Origin of the sequence: Thiobacillus sp. 65-1402, from assembly GCF_001897685.1 — a bacterium.
Lineage (GTDB): Bacteria > Pseudomonadota > Gammaproteobacteria > Burkholderiales > Thiobacillaceae > Thiobacillus.
In genome coordinates this window covers 1-15,519 of the sequence record NZ_MKUG01000024.1, presented here as the reverse complement: position 1 = coordinate 15,519, position 15,519 = coordinate 1, and the positions used below count along the sequence as shown (strand labels likewise).

Here is a 15,519-nt window from a genome sequence, read left to right as displayed (position 1 = left end):
GGGCTTTGGTTTTTTGCGCGGAGGCGGCGGGAATTTTTGTAACCCATTGATAAATATGGGGATCATTTTTTTTCCAAGCGCTCAAGTGTGGCGAAAAATCGTCGTTATTGTTGATAACCTGTACAAGGGCAAACCCGTTGCGAAGCGGGGACGCAAAGCTTCCGGCCTGTGAGAAAGGCAGCGGGGCCGCCGTGGTGTGAGGCCGTTTGGCGGCCGCTGCGTTGTGCGCCCTGATTCAGGCAGTTTTTTCGATCGAGGACCCACCATGCCGCACCATAGCCCGTTCCCTGTCCAGCTTTCCGACCATCGCCGTTGCTACCGCAGCGGCAGTGCATCGGGTTTTTCGTTGAGCCTGTTGCTGCTTGCCCTGTTGGCAGGGTATGCCGGCTTCGCCGAAGCAGCTCCGGCGTCGGCATCGGCGCAGGGCAACAAGCCCCCGGCGGTGGTCGAAAAAGCCGCGCCGTATGTCGGCTGGGCGCGTGGGCGGCTGCTGGTTGCGCCGCGTGCCGGCTTGTCCGCGGGCCAGTTCGAGCAGGCGCTGAAATCCGTGAACGGACGCTCGAAGGGCTATATCCGGCAGTTGAATACGCACGTGGTCGAATTGTCCGTGGGGGCCGATGAAGCCGCGGCGATGCGCGAGTTGCGCAAGAACCGCAAGCTGAAATACGTCGAGCTCGATATGGCGGTCGCACCTGCCGCCACCGTGTCCGATCCCGCCTATGGCAACAGCTGGGCGCTGCCCAAGATCCAGGCTCCCGCCGCCTGGGACAACGCCAACGGCAGCGGCGTGACCATCGCCATTCTGGATACCGGCATCGACAGCGCCCATCCCGATCTCGCGCCCAACTTGGTGCCGGGCTGGAACGTCTACGACAACAACTCGAATACCGCCGATGTCAACGGCCACGGCACCTGGGTGGCCGGCGTGGCGGCGATGGCGGCGAACAACGCCAAGGGCAGCGCAGGGGTGGCCTGGGGCGCGAAGATCATGCCGGTACGCATTGCCGACGCCAACGCCTATGCCTACTGGAGCACGGTTGCGCAGGGGATCTACTGGGCAGCCGACCATGGCGCCAAGGTGGTGAACGTCAGCTACAACGGCGTGTCCGGGAGCGCCACCGTGCAGTCGGCAGCGCAATACCTGCGCAGCAAGGGCGGCGTGGTGGTGGTGGCCGCCGGCAACAGCGGCGGGCTCGAGAGCATTGCGGCCAGCGACGCTCTACTGAGCGTCGCCGCCACCGACCAGAACGACGCGCGCGCCAGCTTCTCGAGCTATGGCGCCTATGTCGACCTGGCGGCGCCGGGGGTGAGCGTGTACACCACCACCGTCGGCGGCGGCTATTCCAACGCCTCTGGCACCTCGTTTTCCAGCCCCGTGGTTGCCGCCACCGCGGCGCTGATGCTGTCCGCCAACGGCAAGCTGACCCCGGCCGACGTCGACCGCATCCTGAAAACGACTTCGCTCGATCTCGGCGCGGCCGGCTATGACCAGTACTATGGCTCCGGCCGGGTCGATGCCGCGGCGGCGGTGCAGAGCGCCAACCAGACCATCGCCGCCGATACCCAGGCGCCCTCGGTCAGCATTGCCTCGCCCACCGGCGGGCGCGTATCCGGTGTGGTGCCGGTCGATGTCAATTATTCCGACAACGTCGGCGTAACCCGGGCCGATTTCTACGTCAACGGCCAGCTGGCTGCCAGCGACAGCCTGGCGCCTTTTGCTTTCGCCTGGGACACCGCCGGCAAGGCGGACGGCAGTTACACCCTCAGCGTGCAGGCCTATGACGCGGCGGGCAATCGCGGCACCTCACCGTCGGTTGCGGTTACGGTCGGCAACGACAGCATCGCGCCCACCATCGCCAGCTTCAACCTGACCGACGGCATGACGATTTCGCCCAGCAAGCAGACGGTCAGTGCGAGCGCTACCGACAATCAGGGCATTGCCAAAATCTCGCTGGTCATCGACGGCAAGGAAGTGGCTCTCGCCTACGGCGGCGCGCTCAGCTACAGCTGGAACACCCGCAAGCTGGCCAAAGGCGCGCATAGTGTCACCGTGCGCGCTACCGACAACTCGGGCAACCCGACGAGTAGGACGGTGACGGTTTACAAGTAGGCCAGCCTGCAGTGAAGAAAGCGCCCGTCGAGGCGCTTTTTTTGTCGGATTTTTTTACGGAAAATAAGGCGGACCGGAAATAAAGTTTTTAAAATCCAATAAAAGTCTTTTCATTCAATGTGTTGGGATATCGTTGTTTTTTTGGAACAAAAAATGCTTGCTGAATAAGTACGTATCGATATCTCGTGAAGGAGAAGACCTTGAAAACCGGCCGCATTTCCACATCAGCATTTTTTTCCGCCTCCGCGCTTGCCCTGGCTTTAATGTCGCAAGGCGCGCATGCGATCCCGTTTACCATTACCTCCCAATTGAGCGGTGATATTCGTCCGGATAGTCCCGACAATCTGTTTATCAATGTCACCATCACGGGAGATACCACATCAAACGTGGCTCTTTGGACCGTCGACATCAACTCACCGCTCCATCCAAACGCTAAGCTTGACGAGTTTTACTTCAACCTGACTGGGTTGGCTTCCGATTACGTTTTCTCCAACTTCAGCCCCGTTGACTGGGCCATCAGTGCGCCCGCGACTGTGCAGGGGGCAGGAGGGGCAGCCTTTATGTTTGAAGCGCTGGATCCCGCCGGCCCGCCCAATGCGGCTGATGTGACAAATACCGTAAACCTCACCTTTACGATGACGGCGTCCAGTTTGCTTACTGAGGCAGTGTTTTTGGATGCGCCTACCGCACTGTCAAACGATGCAGGCTCCGGCCAGTTGGGCGCACATTTGCAGTCCCTGACGACTGCGGGAAATTGCGGCAATTCGACGAATTGTTCCGACAGCGGTTTTCTGTTTGGCAACTATGAGGGTGACGGCGGCGGCGGTGGTGGCGGCGGAAACATTCCCGAACCTGCCAGCCTGCTGCTGATGGGCGCGGGTCTGGTCGGCTTTGGTTTGGCGCGTCGCCGCAAGTCGGCCTGAGTGAGTGACGGGTGTCCTGATTCAGGACGTTCTTGACCCTGGGAGGCGTGATGTCGAAACAATGTCCATTTCCCGTCCGCTCAATCGACAGCCGCTGCTGTTACCGCGCAGGAAGCGCGCCGGGATTTACTCTGTGCCTGGCTCTGGTGGCTGCCTTGTCCGGCTATGCAGGCCTCAGTCACGCTGCCACTGGCGTTCGGGGGGACAAGCCGGCCGCAATGCCCGTCGCCGCCGCACCCGTCCAGGCACACCTGTAGGTATCCCCGAACCCGCCAGTCTGCTCCGGTTGGACGCGGGCTGGCCCGCCGGGTTGGGGAGAGCCGCCGCAAGGCGGCTTGAGATCGCAGTCGCCCATTGCAGCAAAAACGCCGGTCAGCCGGCGTTTTTGCTGGATGACGTGCGGGAAGGGCCGGGGGCGGGTTGACCTGTTTTTTGCATGCGCCCGGTCATTTGCCGGCCGCCAACAGGTTTGTCGAGCGCACCAGTTCCACCACCAGGGTATGCAGCCGCGCCGGCGATTTCAGCGCGCCGTTCTCCTCGTCGAACGCCTGGTCGGCGTGGGGCAGCGAGAACTGGCCGGGCAGCACCAGCACGCCCAGGGTATTCAGGATCTGCCGCAGGTGCGGCAGCATGCGCATTCCGCCAAACGTGCCCGGCGAAGCGGCCATGATGGCGGCGACCTTGTTCTGGTATGGCGCCAGTCCCGATTCGCCCTGCCATTCGCGCGATACCCAGTCGATCGTGTTTTTCAGCAGCGGCGGAATCGAGCTGTTGTATTCCGGACTGGCGATCAGAAAGGCGTCGTGACCCTTGAACAGCGCTTTCAGGCGCAGCGCGTTGTCGGGCAGGCCGTCCCTGTCTTCCAGGTCGCCGTTGTACAGCGGCAACGGATAGTCTGCCAGGTCGATCAGCGTGACGTCGCCGCCCGCGGCACGGGCGGCCCCCACCGCCGCATGGATGAGCTTGCGGTTCCAGGCGTCGCGGCGAATGCTGCCGGAAAAAGCGAGAATCTTGGGCATGAGTGTCCTTGCGTTTGAAAAACGGACGATTGTATCGGGCCTTCAGGGAAGATCGAACACGACCAGTTCGCTGGCCTCCAAGGCCTCGATTTCGATGCCGGATTCGAAACGGATCGCCACCGTATCGCCGGCTTCCAACGGGAGACCCTTCAGCTTGATGCGTCCGCCCGCCACCTGCAGCCAGGTTCGCCGTCCCGGTGCCTGCGCCAGACTGACGCGTTCGCCGGCCGCCAGCCGGCCCGCATGAATCGCCGCATCCTGATGGATCGTCACCGAACCTTCGCGGCCATCGCTGGAGGCGATCAGCCGCAGCCGGCCCTGCAGGCTCTCGGCTGGGAAAGCGATCTGCTCGTAGCCCGGTTCCAGTCCATAGGCGTCCGGCTCGATCCAGATTTGCAGCAGATGCACCGGTTCGGTCGCCGATGCGTTGTACTCGCTATGGGCGATGCCATGTCCGGCGCGCATGCGCTGCACCTCGCCGGGGCGGATCACGCCGCTGTTGCCGAGCGAGTCCTTGTGTTCCAGCGCGCCGGCGAGCACCCAGGTGACGATTTCCATATCCTGATGGCGGTGGGTGGGGAAGCCCGCACCCGGTGCGATGCGGTCTTCGTTGATGACGCGCAGCGGGCCGAATCCCATCCACGCGGGATCGCGGTAGCCGGCAAACGAAAAGGTATGGAAGCTGTCGAGCCAGCCATGGTTGGCGTGGCCGCGTTCGGATGATTTGCGCACGGTCAGCATGATGTCTCCTGCAGGTTGGCCTGCATCCAGGCGATGGGCTGACTATAGGCGTGGTTTCCCGCGGGCAAAACCGGCACAATTGGACCGCTTCATTCAACGTGACCCGAACATGCCCCTGCTCCCGGACGCCCCGGCCATTTCCGCCGCCATCGACGGCAAGCCGCGCGAAATCCGGCGTCCGGCCTGGCGCGGTGGCGAGGCCGGGCGGGCGCCCGACAGGTTTGCAGGAGAGCCCGGTGCCGCCTGAGCAAGCGCCGTCCGACAAGATGCGGCTGGATAAGTGGCTGTGGGCGGCGCGCTTTTTCAAGACGCGCAGCCTTGCGACCCAGGCGATTGAGCATGGCCGCGTGAAGCTCGCCGGCGAGCGCGTCAAGCCTGCGCGCGAAGTCAGGCCGGGCGACCGGCTGGACATCCTTGCCGGCGAATCCATCTGGACGCTGACGGTGCGTGCGCTGGCGAAGCAGCGCGGCCCGGCGCCGCTGGCGCAGGCCTTGTACGAGGAAGATCCGGACAGTCGTGCGCGCCGCCAGCAGCAGGCGCTCGACCGCAAGCTGGCAGCCAGCCCGGCAGCGGCGATCAAGGGGCGCCCCACCAAGCGCGACCGGCGCCAGATCCATCGTTTCACCGGCGAATGAAGCGCAAGAATCTACCACCGCCCTTTTCACGCAATACGCGGGCAAACGCATAGAATCGGTGGTTCCGAGAGCCGCACGTTATGACCGTTTCCCCCGCCTTGTCGTTGTTCCTGCGCCGTGCCGCGCGCTGGCTGGCGGCCCTGGCTGCGCTTGCCGCGCTCGGCTTCGCGACCGCCGCGGCGCTGATGTTTTTCTGGGTGCTGCCCAATATCGCCGAGCATCGCGACACGGTGGCGAATCTGATGTCGCGCGCGCTGGGACAGCGCGTGACGCTCGAAGCCGTATCCGGGACGTGGCAGCAGGCACGCCCCGAGTTCCGGCTGCAAGGCGTGCGCCTGCACGATCAGCAGGGCCACCCGGTCCTTTATTTGCCCGAGCTCGAGGCCGCCTTTGCCTGGCGTTCGCTGCTGTTTCTGGAACCGCGCTTCAGCCGGATCGAGCTGCAGGGATTGGCGCTGGGGGTGCGGCGTGCGCGCGACGGGCACTTTTATGTCGGCGGCATTCCGATCAACCCGGCTGCGCCCGACAGCGGTTTTTCCGACTGGCTGCTGCGGCAGGGGCGGGTGCATGTGGGCAAGGCCACGCTCACCTGGCTGGACGAAGTGCGCAATGCGCCGCCGCTGATCCTGACCGCGGTCGACTTCACGCTGACCAACGTGCGCCGCACCCATCGCCTGCAATTGCGCGCCACCCCGCCGGCCAGCCTGGCGCGGCCGTTGACGGTCGAGGCGAAGCTGAGTGCACGCAATGCGAACGACCTCAAAACCTGGAACGGCATCGTCGGCGCTACGGTCGCCGGGGTGTCGTTCCCGCGTCTCGCCGCCTGGCTGGCCTTGCCATATCAGCCGCAACAGGGCTGGGGCGCGCTGAGCCTGCAGCTCGACGTGGCGCACGGCACGCTCGCCGGGGTGGCCGCCGGACTGGATCTGCGCGCGATCGATGCCGTGCTTGGCGACGGCCTGCCCGCGCTGCGGCTGGCGCAGCTGCGCGGGCAGGCCAGGTGGCAGCGCAGCGGTGACGGCCAGCAGGTGACGTTTGAAAATCTGCGCGTGGCGCGGCCGGGTGCGGCCTTGGGCGCGCCGTTCAACGCCGGACTGGCCTGGAATGCCACCTCGCACGAGATCACTGCGCAAGCCCTCAGCCTGGGCGGCTGGCAGTCGCTGTTGCCGAGCCTGCCGATGGATCCCGAACTGCGTGCGCGCCTGCAAACCCTGCAGCCGCAAGGGCGCTTCGACACCTTGCGCTTCCGCTGGAGCGGAGCGCAGCCGGGACTGGACAATTTCAGCATTGCCGCCCGTTTTACCGGCCTGGGGGTGACGGCAGCCGGCAATCAGCCCGGACTGGCCAATCTTTCCGGGCGCATCGAGGGCGATGCACGCGAAGGCGTGTTCGAGATCGACTCGGATCGCCTGGAACTCGGTTTGTCCGGCCTGTTCCGCGAACCCGTTTTTGAGTTCGCCAGCCTGCGCGCGCGCGGCAACTGGCAAAAAACGCCGCGCGGCCGGCGCCTGACGCTGGACGACATGGCTTTCTCCAACAAGGACATGGCAGGCACGGCCAAGGGGCACTACGAGTTGATCCCGGGGCAGCGCGGCGTGATCGATCTGAGCGCGCATCTGAGCCGCGCCGACGGCACCGCGGTGTACCGCTACCTGCCGAAAACGATCGGCGATCACACCGTCGACTGGGTGAAGCAGGGTGTCGTGGCCGGCGACTCCGACGATGTGCGGCTGACCTTGAAAGGCGACCTGGCCGGGTTTCCGTTCGACCAGGGCAATGGCGTGTTCCGCGTCGATGCGCAGGTCAAGGATGCGGTGATCGACTATGTGCCGGGCTGGCCGCGCATCGAGGGTATCCAGGCGCGCCTGTTGTTCCACGGCAAGATCATGGAAGTGACCTCCAGCCAGGCACGGATTTACGGTGTGGCGCTGTCGCCGGTGAAAGCCGTCATCCCGGATCTGTTGCATCAGGAAGAGCAGTTGAACATCGAAGGCCAGGCCAATGGCCCGGTCCGGGACTTCATCCGTTTCGCCAACTTCAGCCCGGTGGGCGAGCGCCTGCGCGGTTTCACCGACGAGCTGGACGGCAACGGGCCGATGCGGCTCGCCCTGAAGTTGCAGGTGCCGCTGCGCTACAGCCACAACACCACGCTGGCCGGCACCCTGTCGTTCCTGGGCAATACCCTGCTGCCGGCCGGCTTGCCGCAGTTCAACCAGGTGCGCGGCGACATCGAATTCACCGGCGACAGCCTGAGCGCGAAAAGCATCGCTGCGCAGTTTCTGGGCGGGCCGGTACGCATCGATACCGCCACCCGCAACGGCCAGGTGCAGATTCTGGCGCAGGGACGGGCTAGCGTGGCGGGCATGGCGCCGTGGCTCAATGCGGCATGGAGCAAGCATCTGTCAGGACAAGCCATGTGGCGTGGCCAGGTCGATCTTGAGCCCGAAGGGGAGCGGGTCCGCATCGAATCCGATCTGGCCGGGCTGGGCTCCAGCCTGCCGGCGCCGCTGGCCAAGGCGGCCGCCCAGCCGCTGCCGCTGCTGGTGATCCGCCAGCCGCAGGGCGATGCCCGGCTGAACGAAGTCCGGCTGGGCCGAACCCTCAGCGCGCTGTGGCGCAGCACCGCGGCAGGCGGCTTCGGCCGCGGCGAAATCCGTTTTGGCGGGCAGGCGGTCATGCCGGGCGAACCCGGTCTGCGTCTGGCCGGAAGTGGGCGCGGCCTGGACGTCTCCGGCTGGATGGCGCTGTTGCCCGCGGGCGGGGGCGGTGCCACCGTGCCGCTGTCGTCCATCGATCTCAGTTTCGATGCATTCGACCTGATGGGGCGGCGCTATCAGGATGTGCGCCTGCTGGGGCGTACCCGCAGCGGCCTGTTGCGCACCCAGGTGAGCGGGCGCGAAATGAACGGCGTGCTGACCTATCGTCCGGCCGGCGCCTACGATTCCACCGGGGCTTCAGCCCGCGGCGGGCCGGAATCCTTGCGGGAGCAGCCCGCTCGCGTGTCGGCGCAGTTCAGGCAGCTGATCATCCCCGCCAGAATGCCGGCGAGCGGGACGGCCGATGAAATGAACATGAAGGCAGCGGATTTTCCGATGCTGGATCTGACGGTGGAGGATTTCCGGCTGCAGGACCATGCCCTGGGACGGCTGGAAGCGGTGGCGCGCGGCACGCCGCAGGGCCTGATGATCGACACCCTGCAGCTCACGCATCCCGACAGCGTGTTTCGCATGAGCGGCCTGTGGCGCGACAGCGGCCTGGGCGAAACTCGGGCGGAGCTGAGCCTGAATGTGCTCGATGCGGGCAAGTTTCTGGCCCGCTTTGGCTACCCCGATGCGCTCAAACGCGGCAGCGCCGAGGTCCAGGGCAATGCCGCGTGGGAAGGCTCGCCCGCCGATTTCGCGTTCGGCACGCTGGCGGGACAGCTCGATTTCAAGGCCAGAAGCGGGCAGTTCCTCAAGCTCGATCCGGGCGTCGGCAAGCTGCTCGGCGTGTTGAGCCTGCAATCGCTGCCGCGCCGGCTGAACTTCGATTTCCGTGATATCTTCAATGAAGGCTATGCCTTCGACGACATCGGCGCCACCCTGCGCATTGCGCGCGGCGTGGTCTACAGCGATGACTTCAAGATGCGCGGGCCGGCCGCCAAGGTCAACATGTCGGGGCTGGCCGACCTCAACCAGGAGACCGTGCAGCTCAGGGTCAAGGTGATTCCGAAGCTGTCCGAAGGCGTGGCCGTGGCAGGCGCCCTGCTCGGCGGGCCGCTGGCAGGCGTGGGTGCGCTGGCCGCGCAGAAACTGCTGCGCGACCCGTTCGAAGAGGTCATCAGCCAGGAATATATGGTGACCGGGGCGTGGCAGGCACCCGATGTCAAGCGACTGCCCAAGGCCAAAGCTGAACCCCAAGTGTCCGAACCCTGATCGTGGAACCCGTACATGACGACAAAAAAAACCGCAAAAACCACCGTGGCTCCCTCCAAGGGTGCGCAAGTCAAAAAATCCGCGCCGCAGGCAGGCACGGTGCGCGTGGCGGCCATCCAGATGGCGTCCGGCCCCAATGTGCCGGCCAACCTGGCTGAAGCCGAGCGGCTCATCGAACTGGCGGTCGAAGGCGGCGCACGCCTGGTCGTGCTGCCGGAGTTCTTCTGCATCATGGCCATGAAAGACGCCGACGTGGTGAAGGCGCGCGAGGCGGAGGGCCATGGCCCGATCCAGTCCTTTCTGTCGCGCATGGCGAAGAAGCATCACGTCTGGCTGGTAGGCGGCTCGGTGCCGCTGGAGGCCAGCACCGCGAACAAGGTGCGCAACAGCTGCCTGGTGTACGACGAACGCGGCAAGCTGGTGGCGCGCTACGACAAGATTCACCTGTTCGGTCTCGATCTCGGCAACGAGCATTACCAGGAAGCCAAGCTGATCGAGCCGGGCGACAAGGTGGTCGTCCTCAACAGCCCGTTCGGCCGCATCGGCCTGTCGGTCTGCTACGACCTGCGCTTCCCCGAGCTGTACCGCGCCATGCCCGACGTCGACATCATCGTGGTGCCGGCGGCGTTCACCGCCACCACCGGGCGCGCGCATTTCGAAACCCTGATTCGCGCGCGCGCCATCGAAAACCTCGCCTATGTGATCGCCCCGGCGCAGGGCGGCTACCATCTGTCGGGCCGCGAAACCCATGGCGACAGCATGATCGTCGATCCCTGGGGCGTGGTGCTCGACCGCCTGCCGCGCGGCTCCGGCGTGGTCATCGCCAACATCAACCCGGCCTATCAGGCCAGCTTGCGCAAGAGCCTGCCCGCGCTCAAGCACCGCCACATCCAGTGCCAGCAGATCGAAGTCGACGTGGTCGAGCGCCGGGTGCCGGCCAAGCGCGAGCCTTCCACCAAGTAATTCAGGATATTATCGCCATGAACCCAAGTGACGCCTTCGTTCCCATCCAAACTGCCGAACAGCTGTTTCATGCCGCCGAAGCCACGCTGCTGACCCCGAATGGACTGGGCGCCGACAAGCTGGCGCCGGTGTTCGGGCGGCTGTTGACGCACGACGTCGACTACGCCGACCTGTATTTCCAGTATTCGCGCTCCGAAGGCTGGAGCCTGGAAGAAGGCCAGGTCAAGTCCGGCAGCTTCAACATCGACCAGGGCGTCGGCGTGCGCGCGATTTCGGGCGAAAAGACCGCCTTCGCCTATTCCGACGACATCAGCCTCGACGCGCTTGGCGCTGCCGCCGACGCCACCCGCGCCATCGCGCGCGCCGGACAGAACCGCAGCTTCGGCGTGGTGCGGCGCGGCGAAGGCCGCCTGCTGTACAACGCGGTCGATCCCCTCGTGAGCTTGCAGGATGCTGACAAGGTCGCGCTCTTGGAGCGGCTGGAGAAGAAGGCGCGCGCCATGGATCCGCGCGTCATCCAGGTGATGGCGAGCCTCGCCTCCGAATACGAAGTCATCTTCGTCGCCCGCTCCGACGGCCATCTCGCTGCCGACGTGCGCCCGCTGGTGCGGCTGTCGCTGCAGGTCATCGCCGAGCAGGACGGCCGCCGCGAACAGGGTTCCGGCGGCGGCGGCGGCCGCTTCGACTACAGCTACTTCAGCGACGAGATCCTGGAAAAATATGCGCGCCAGGCCGTGCACCAGGCCATGGTCAACCTCGACGCGCGCCCCGCGCCGGCCGGCAGCATGACCGTCGTGCTCGGCTCCGGCTGGCCCGGCATCCTCCTGCACGAAGCGATCGGCCACGGCCTCGAAGGCGACTTCAACCGCAAGGGCAGCTCGGCCTTCTCCGGCCGCATCGGCGAGCGCGTCGCCGCGCCCGGCGTCACCGTGGTCGACGACGGCACCATTCCGCTCAGGCGCGGCTCCTTGAACGTCGACGACGAAGGCAACCCCACCCAGCGCACCACCCTGATTGAAGACGGCATCCTCACCGGCTACATGCAGGACATGATGAACGCCCGCCTGATGGGCATGCAGCCCACCGGCAACGCCCGGCGCGAATCGTTTGCGCATCTGACCATGCCGCGCATGACCAACACCCTCATGCTCGGCGGCGACAAGAACCCGCAGGAGATCATCGCCTCGTTGAAGAACGGCCTCTACGCCGTCAACTTCGGCGGCGGCCAGGTCGACATCACCAGCGGCAAGTTCGTCTTCTCCGCCGCCGAGGCCTACATGATCGAGGACGGCAAGATCACCTATCCCGTGAAGGGCGCGACGCTCATCGGCAACGGCCCCGAAGTGCTGACGCGCGTCTCGATGATCGGCAACGACATGGAGATGGACAGCGGTGTCGGCACCTGCGGCAAGGAAGGGCAGAGCGTGCCGGTTGGGGTGGGGCAGCCGACGCTGAGGATCGATGGGTTGACGGTGGGCGGGACGGCTTGACCCGGATTCGGCTCGCCAAGTATGTGCAGCAGACCAGTTGCTCGCTGAAATGATAAAGAAGCTCGTTATCTACAGCGTAATAGCTTTCGCCGCATACCAAGGGGCGAGTATGTACACAACATACTCCTTGGCGAGTAAGGTCTCCACGTGCGGGGCCCGCTACGGGATGCTGCAAGATGTTGATAGATCCAAGTTGACCCGCAATGACTTCTTGATAAGCGCCAAGACCTGGCGTTGCGTAAAGAGGGAGCAGAACGTGCTTGAGGCGCTGTTCTTTAGGGTCCCCGATGGTTGGATCAATCCTACGCGTCCGTACGTCGATCCGCCATTCAGCCCAGAAGAGTTGGCTGATGGTCTTGTGATTGACGAGGACATTCAGAAGGACTTGCAGGCACTGGCAAAGGCCTATGAGGGCGAGCGCGCCAGGCTAAATAAGATATCGGGGCTGCTGAATGCCAGTGGCGGAGGCAAGGTCGATACCGAGGATATCGATCGGAGATACGCCAGGACTTCGGAAGAATTCAGATTGGTCGCCAGCAAGCTTTCAGAACTGCAGCCCCGCACAAGGGAAGTCGAGACGCTGCACAGGGAAGTTGTTGATTCCATGAATCGAATCGGTTCAAGTGGGCAGGAACTCAAGTCGCTGCACGTTTCGGCCAAGGAAGATCTCGCGGAGGTCGAGTCGATATTGGCGTTACCTAAGAATGAGATTGCAGAACACCGAGTACGGTTGTTCACCATCCGGGATCGCTTGACGCGTACAGAAATCAGACTTCAAAACGTACTTGAGGCGGTGCGGAAGGATGAGAGTCTGGTTATGGCAGGACTGGACGCGCTCGAAGCGCTATCCAGAAAACATAGCGTAGCATTGAAGCTTGAGTAAAGAGCTCGGGTTGGGCGTAACAACCGAAGGGTATTGCGCGGGAAAGGCGCCGATGACCGAGTGCGCAAACCACTCGGTCATTACCGCCCTGGTTTTGACTTTCCTTCCCTTACAGCCCCGCCGGAAATCGAGCCTGCCGGGCGGATCAGCGGCGAAGGTGTTTGAGCCCCGCCCACAAAAAACCAAATCAAAAACAGCAAGGCGGGGCGAGTCCTTCACCGCCCGTCCGGCGGGCTCGGTTTTCGGGGTTTCGGGGATGTCGGGGTCGCCTTCTTTGGGTCACTTTTCTTGGCGAGACAAGAAAAGTGACTAGCTGCCGGGCTACCCCCGGCCAACGGGCGGTGGTCCTGCGAATATCCCATCTACTGTCGACAGTGCTTCGACAAGCTCAGCACGAACGGTATTGAGAGGCTGCGTTAAGCCAGACTCTCCAGCGGCTTCGGCTCCCCGATCAGATACCCCTGCACGCAATCCACCCCCATCTCCGCCAGCTTGGTGAGCGTGTCCGCATCCTCGACAAACCCCGCTACCGTCTTGATCCCGAGGAAGCTGCCCGTTTCCAGGATCGAGCGCACCAGCGCCTCGCCGATCATGCTGGTGCCGATCTCGCGCACCAGGGCGCGGTCGATCTTCAGGTAATCCAGCTTCATACCCTTCAGCCGGGTGTAGGAACTGGTGCCGACGCCAAAATCGTCGAGGATGAAGCGGCAGCCGTGGCGCTGCAACTGGCGCATGAAGAGCTGGGTCTGGGCATGGCCTTCGACGGCGTCGGCTTCGCTGATTTCGAAGATGAGCTTGTCGCCGGGCACGTCACCGCGCGCCAGTTCGGCCAGCAGCAGTTTCAGGAACAGCGGATTGGTGACCGACTGGCCGGACAGGTTGATCGAGAGGCCGCCAAGCTGGGCGGCTTGTTCAGCATGGTCGCGCATCCATTGCAGGACGCTTTTCACCACCCAGCGGTCGATCTCGGTGATGCGCTGCAGGCGCTCGGCGACGGCGATCAGATCGCGCGTGGCGATGCTGCGTTCGGCATGGGTCGTGGGGTGCAGCAGCACCTCGTAGTACAGCGGAGTACCTGCGGGATCGACAGCGGCGGCGACAGGCTGGCAATTCAGGCTGAGCCGGTTGTGCGCGAGAATGGCGGTCAGCTCGTGGGCCCATTGCGCCAGCGCCAGCACGCCGCTGTCGCCGGCCTCGCTGCCGTACTGCACGATGGGCGCGCCGGATTCGCGGGCGCGGGCGCAGGCAGCGTTGGCATTGTCGTAATACGCTTCCGGGCTGAGGCAGTCGCGTGCCCACATCAGGCCGGCCGCGGCCTGCACGCGGCAGCGGGTGCCGTCGATTTCCTGCGGATGGTCGGAAATGGCCTGCAGCAGGGCAGCGGCCTGCGCCACGGCGGCTGCGCTGTCGGCGGCCTCCGCCCAGAACGCAATGCCGGATTCGCCGGCACGCGCAAACAGTGCGTCGGCCGGCAGGGCTGCGGGTAGCAGCCGGGCGAATTCGCGCAGGACGGGGGTGCGGATTTCGACCCCTGCGGCCTCGCCCGCAGGCTTGCTGATGTCGAGCTGGATCACGCCGACGACGTAGCCGCCGTCCGCCGTTTCGCTGCGCAGCCAGTTGCGGCGGATGGCGCGGAAGAAGGTCTTGCGGTTGGCAAACCCGGTGGCGGCGTCGTGCGAGGATTGCCACAAGAGGTCGCGCTGCATTTTCTGGATCATCGCGCTGTAGGAGCGGTCCATCAGCGGCAGTTCCAGGTCCTCGGTCCATTGCGCCGTTCCGTTTTCCAGCGACTGCAGCAGGTCCTGACGCTTGAGGTCGAGTTTCTTGAGGCCGCGGTAGTTGGCGAATACGTACACCGGCGGCTGGTCGCCGATCCAGATCAGGTTGAGCGGGGTGTCGAGCGAATTGAACTGCAGCCAGTCCCCCACTCGCAGGCGTTCGGCCAGGTTGTCCTGCACCTCGGAGAGCGGCTCGCCGGCAGCGTCGTTGAGGCGGGCGGCGACCGGGGTGTGCTGATGCAGCGACTTGTCCTCGTCGAACAGCGCGGCCGCAAGCTGGTCGACGATGCAGTCCTGCGCGAACTTGTCGGCGCACACCCGGGTGAGCGCCTGGTCGATGCGCTGCAGCAGGGTCTGGATGTCCGCCGCAGCCGGCGGGTCGGACAGCTCGGGGTCGAGCCAGGCGCACAGCTGCTGCAGCACCTGCCAGGCTTCGCGCGCCTCGTCGCTATCGGCGCCGTGGCGTACCTCGGCCATCAGCAGAACATTGCGCCAGCCGCCATTGAGGAGTTCGATCACAGCATTGGGTATCTGGCGTTCGCCCAGCCGCGCCAGCAGTTCGCGCAGGATGCGCTGCTTGACGACTTCGGCGCGCTGGCGGCCTTCGCACATTTCCTGCAGGCGGAACACGCGCGCGGCACGCTCGTTCAGCAGCGGCTTGACCACGCGTTCGAGCTGGGTGCGCGCCTCCTCGAACACGCCGGGATTCTTGTCGGCCTCGGCGTTGATGCGGTCGGTCCAGCGGCTCATCAGCCGCAGCAGGCGCTGGTCGGTGATCTTGCCGTCGTCGCCGGCCACCATGCTGATGCGGTCGAGCGTGTTCAATACCTTGTGCGCCGGGTGGGCAGGCGAATTCAGGAATTGCGGGTCGGACATCGCCAGCTTGATGAGGCTGGTTTCCAGTTGCTGGAAGAACGGACGCATGCCCTCGCTGACCGATTTCTCGGCGTGCATGGTGTCGAACAGCGCGCCGAACATGTCGACCGAGCGCTGCATTTCGTGGGTGACGGCGGACGGCAGCGCACCGGCGGCGGCCAGGCGCTGCAGCACCGGCGAGCGGGCC

11 protein-coding genes and 1 riboswitch are annotated in these 15,519 nt (G+C 64.7%); of the genes, 8 read left to right on the top strand and 3 right to left on the bottom strand.

Going from position 1 to position 15,519, the window contains the following annotated elements:
- Positions 1–117: 117 nt before the first annotated feature.
- A riboswitch (cyclic di-GMP riboswitch) is annotated at positions 118–194 on the top strand.
- Positions 195–265: 71 nt separating this feature from the next.
- On the top strand, positions 266–2,110 hold the full coding sequence (locus BGO62_RS02170) for a S8 family serine peptidase (protein WP_296638939.1): 1,845 nt from the start codon (positions 266–268) through the stop codon (positions 2,108–2,110).
- A gap of 200 nt (positions 2,111–2,310) precedes the next feature.
- Positions 2,311–3,033, top strand: a complete 723-nt coding sequence (locus tag BGO62_RS02165) for a PEP-CTERM sorting domain-containing protein (protein ID WP_296638938.1) — start codon at positions 2,311–2,313, stop codon at positions 3,031–3,033.
- Positions 3,034–3,479: 446 nt separating this feature from the next.
- On the opposite strand, the gene BGO62_RS02160 is transcribed toward BGO62_RS02165, so the two are convergent.
- Both BGO62_RS02160 and BGO62_RS02155 read right to left on the bottom strand, forming a co-directional pair.
- On the bottom strand, positions 3,480–4,052 hold the full coding sequence (locus BGO62_RS02160) for an NAD(P)H-dependent oxidoreductase (protein WP_296638937.1): 573 nt from the start codon (positions 4,050–4,052) through the stop codon (positions 3,480–3,482).
- Positions 4,053–4,094: 42 nt separating this feature from the next.
- Positions 4,095–4,793, bottom strand: a complete 699-nt coding sequence (locus BGO62_RS02155; RefSeq protein WP_296638936.1) for a pirin family protein — start codon at positions 4,791–4,793, stop codon at positions 4,095–4,097.
- Between the two features lie 109 nt (positions 4,794–4,902).
- Between BGO62_RS02155 and BGO62_RS02150 the strand changes: the two genes are divergently transcribed.
- From BGO62_RS02150 to BGO62_RS02125, 6 genes are all read left to right on the top strand, one after another.
- Positions 4,903–5,040: a hypothetical protein gene (locus tag BGO62_RS02150; protein WP_296638935.1), complete on the top strand. Its 138-nt coding sequence runs from the start codon at positions 4,903–4,905 to the stop codon at positions 5,038–5,040.
- A complete protein-coding gene (locus tag BGO62_RS02145; protein ID WP_296638934.1) occupies positions 5,030–5,428 on the top strand; it encodes an RNA-binding S4 domain-containing protein in 399 nt (132 codons plus the stop codon). The genes BGO62_RS02150 and BGO62_RS02145 overlap by 11 nt, the downstream gene beginning before the upstream one ends.
- An 80-nt stretch (positions 5,429–5,508) precedes the next feature.
- A complete protein-coding gene (locus BGO62_RS02140) occupies positions 5,509–9,342 on the top strand; it encodes a YhdP family protein (protein ID WP_296638933.1) in 3,834 nt (1,277 codons plus the stop codon).
- Positions 9,343–9,357: 15 nt separating this feature from the next.
- Positions 9,358–10,305, top strand: a complete 948-nt coding sequence (locus BGO62_RS02135; protein ID WP_296638932.1) for a carbon-nitrogen hydrolase family protein — start codon at positions 9,358–9,360, stop codon at positions 10,303–10,305.
- Between the two features lie 17 nt (positions 10,306–10,322).
- Positions 10,323–11,795 (top strand): metalloprotease TldD, encoded by a 1,473-nt coding sequence (gene tldD, locus BGO62_RS02130; RefSeq protein WP_296638931.1) that lies wholly within the window; start codon positions 10,323–10,325, stop codon positions 11,793–11,795.
- A 256-nt stretch (positions 11,796–12,051) separates the two neighbouring features.
- The gene (locus BGO62_RS02125; RefSeq protein WP_296638930.1) at positions 12,052–12,678 is read left to right on the top strand and encodes a hypothetical protein; all 627 of its coding nucleotides are present in this window, start codon (positions 12,052–12,054) and stop codon (positions 12,676–12,678) included.
- A 416-nt stretch (positions 12,679–13,094) separates the two neighbouring features.
- Here BGO62_RS02125 and BGO62_RS02120 read toward each other — a convergent pair.
- Positions 13,095–15,519, bottom strand: a 2,425-nt coding sequence (locus tag BGO62_RS02120) for a DUF1631 family protein (RefSeq protein ID WP_296638929.1), incomplete at its 5' end; no start/stop codon positions are given.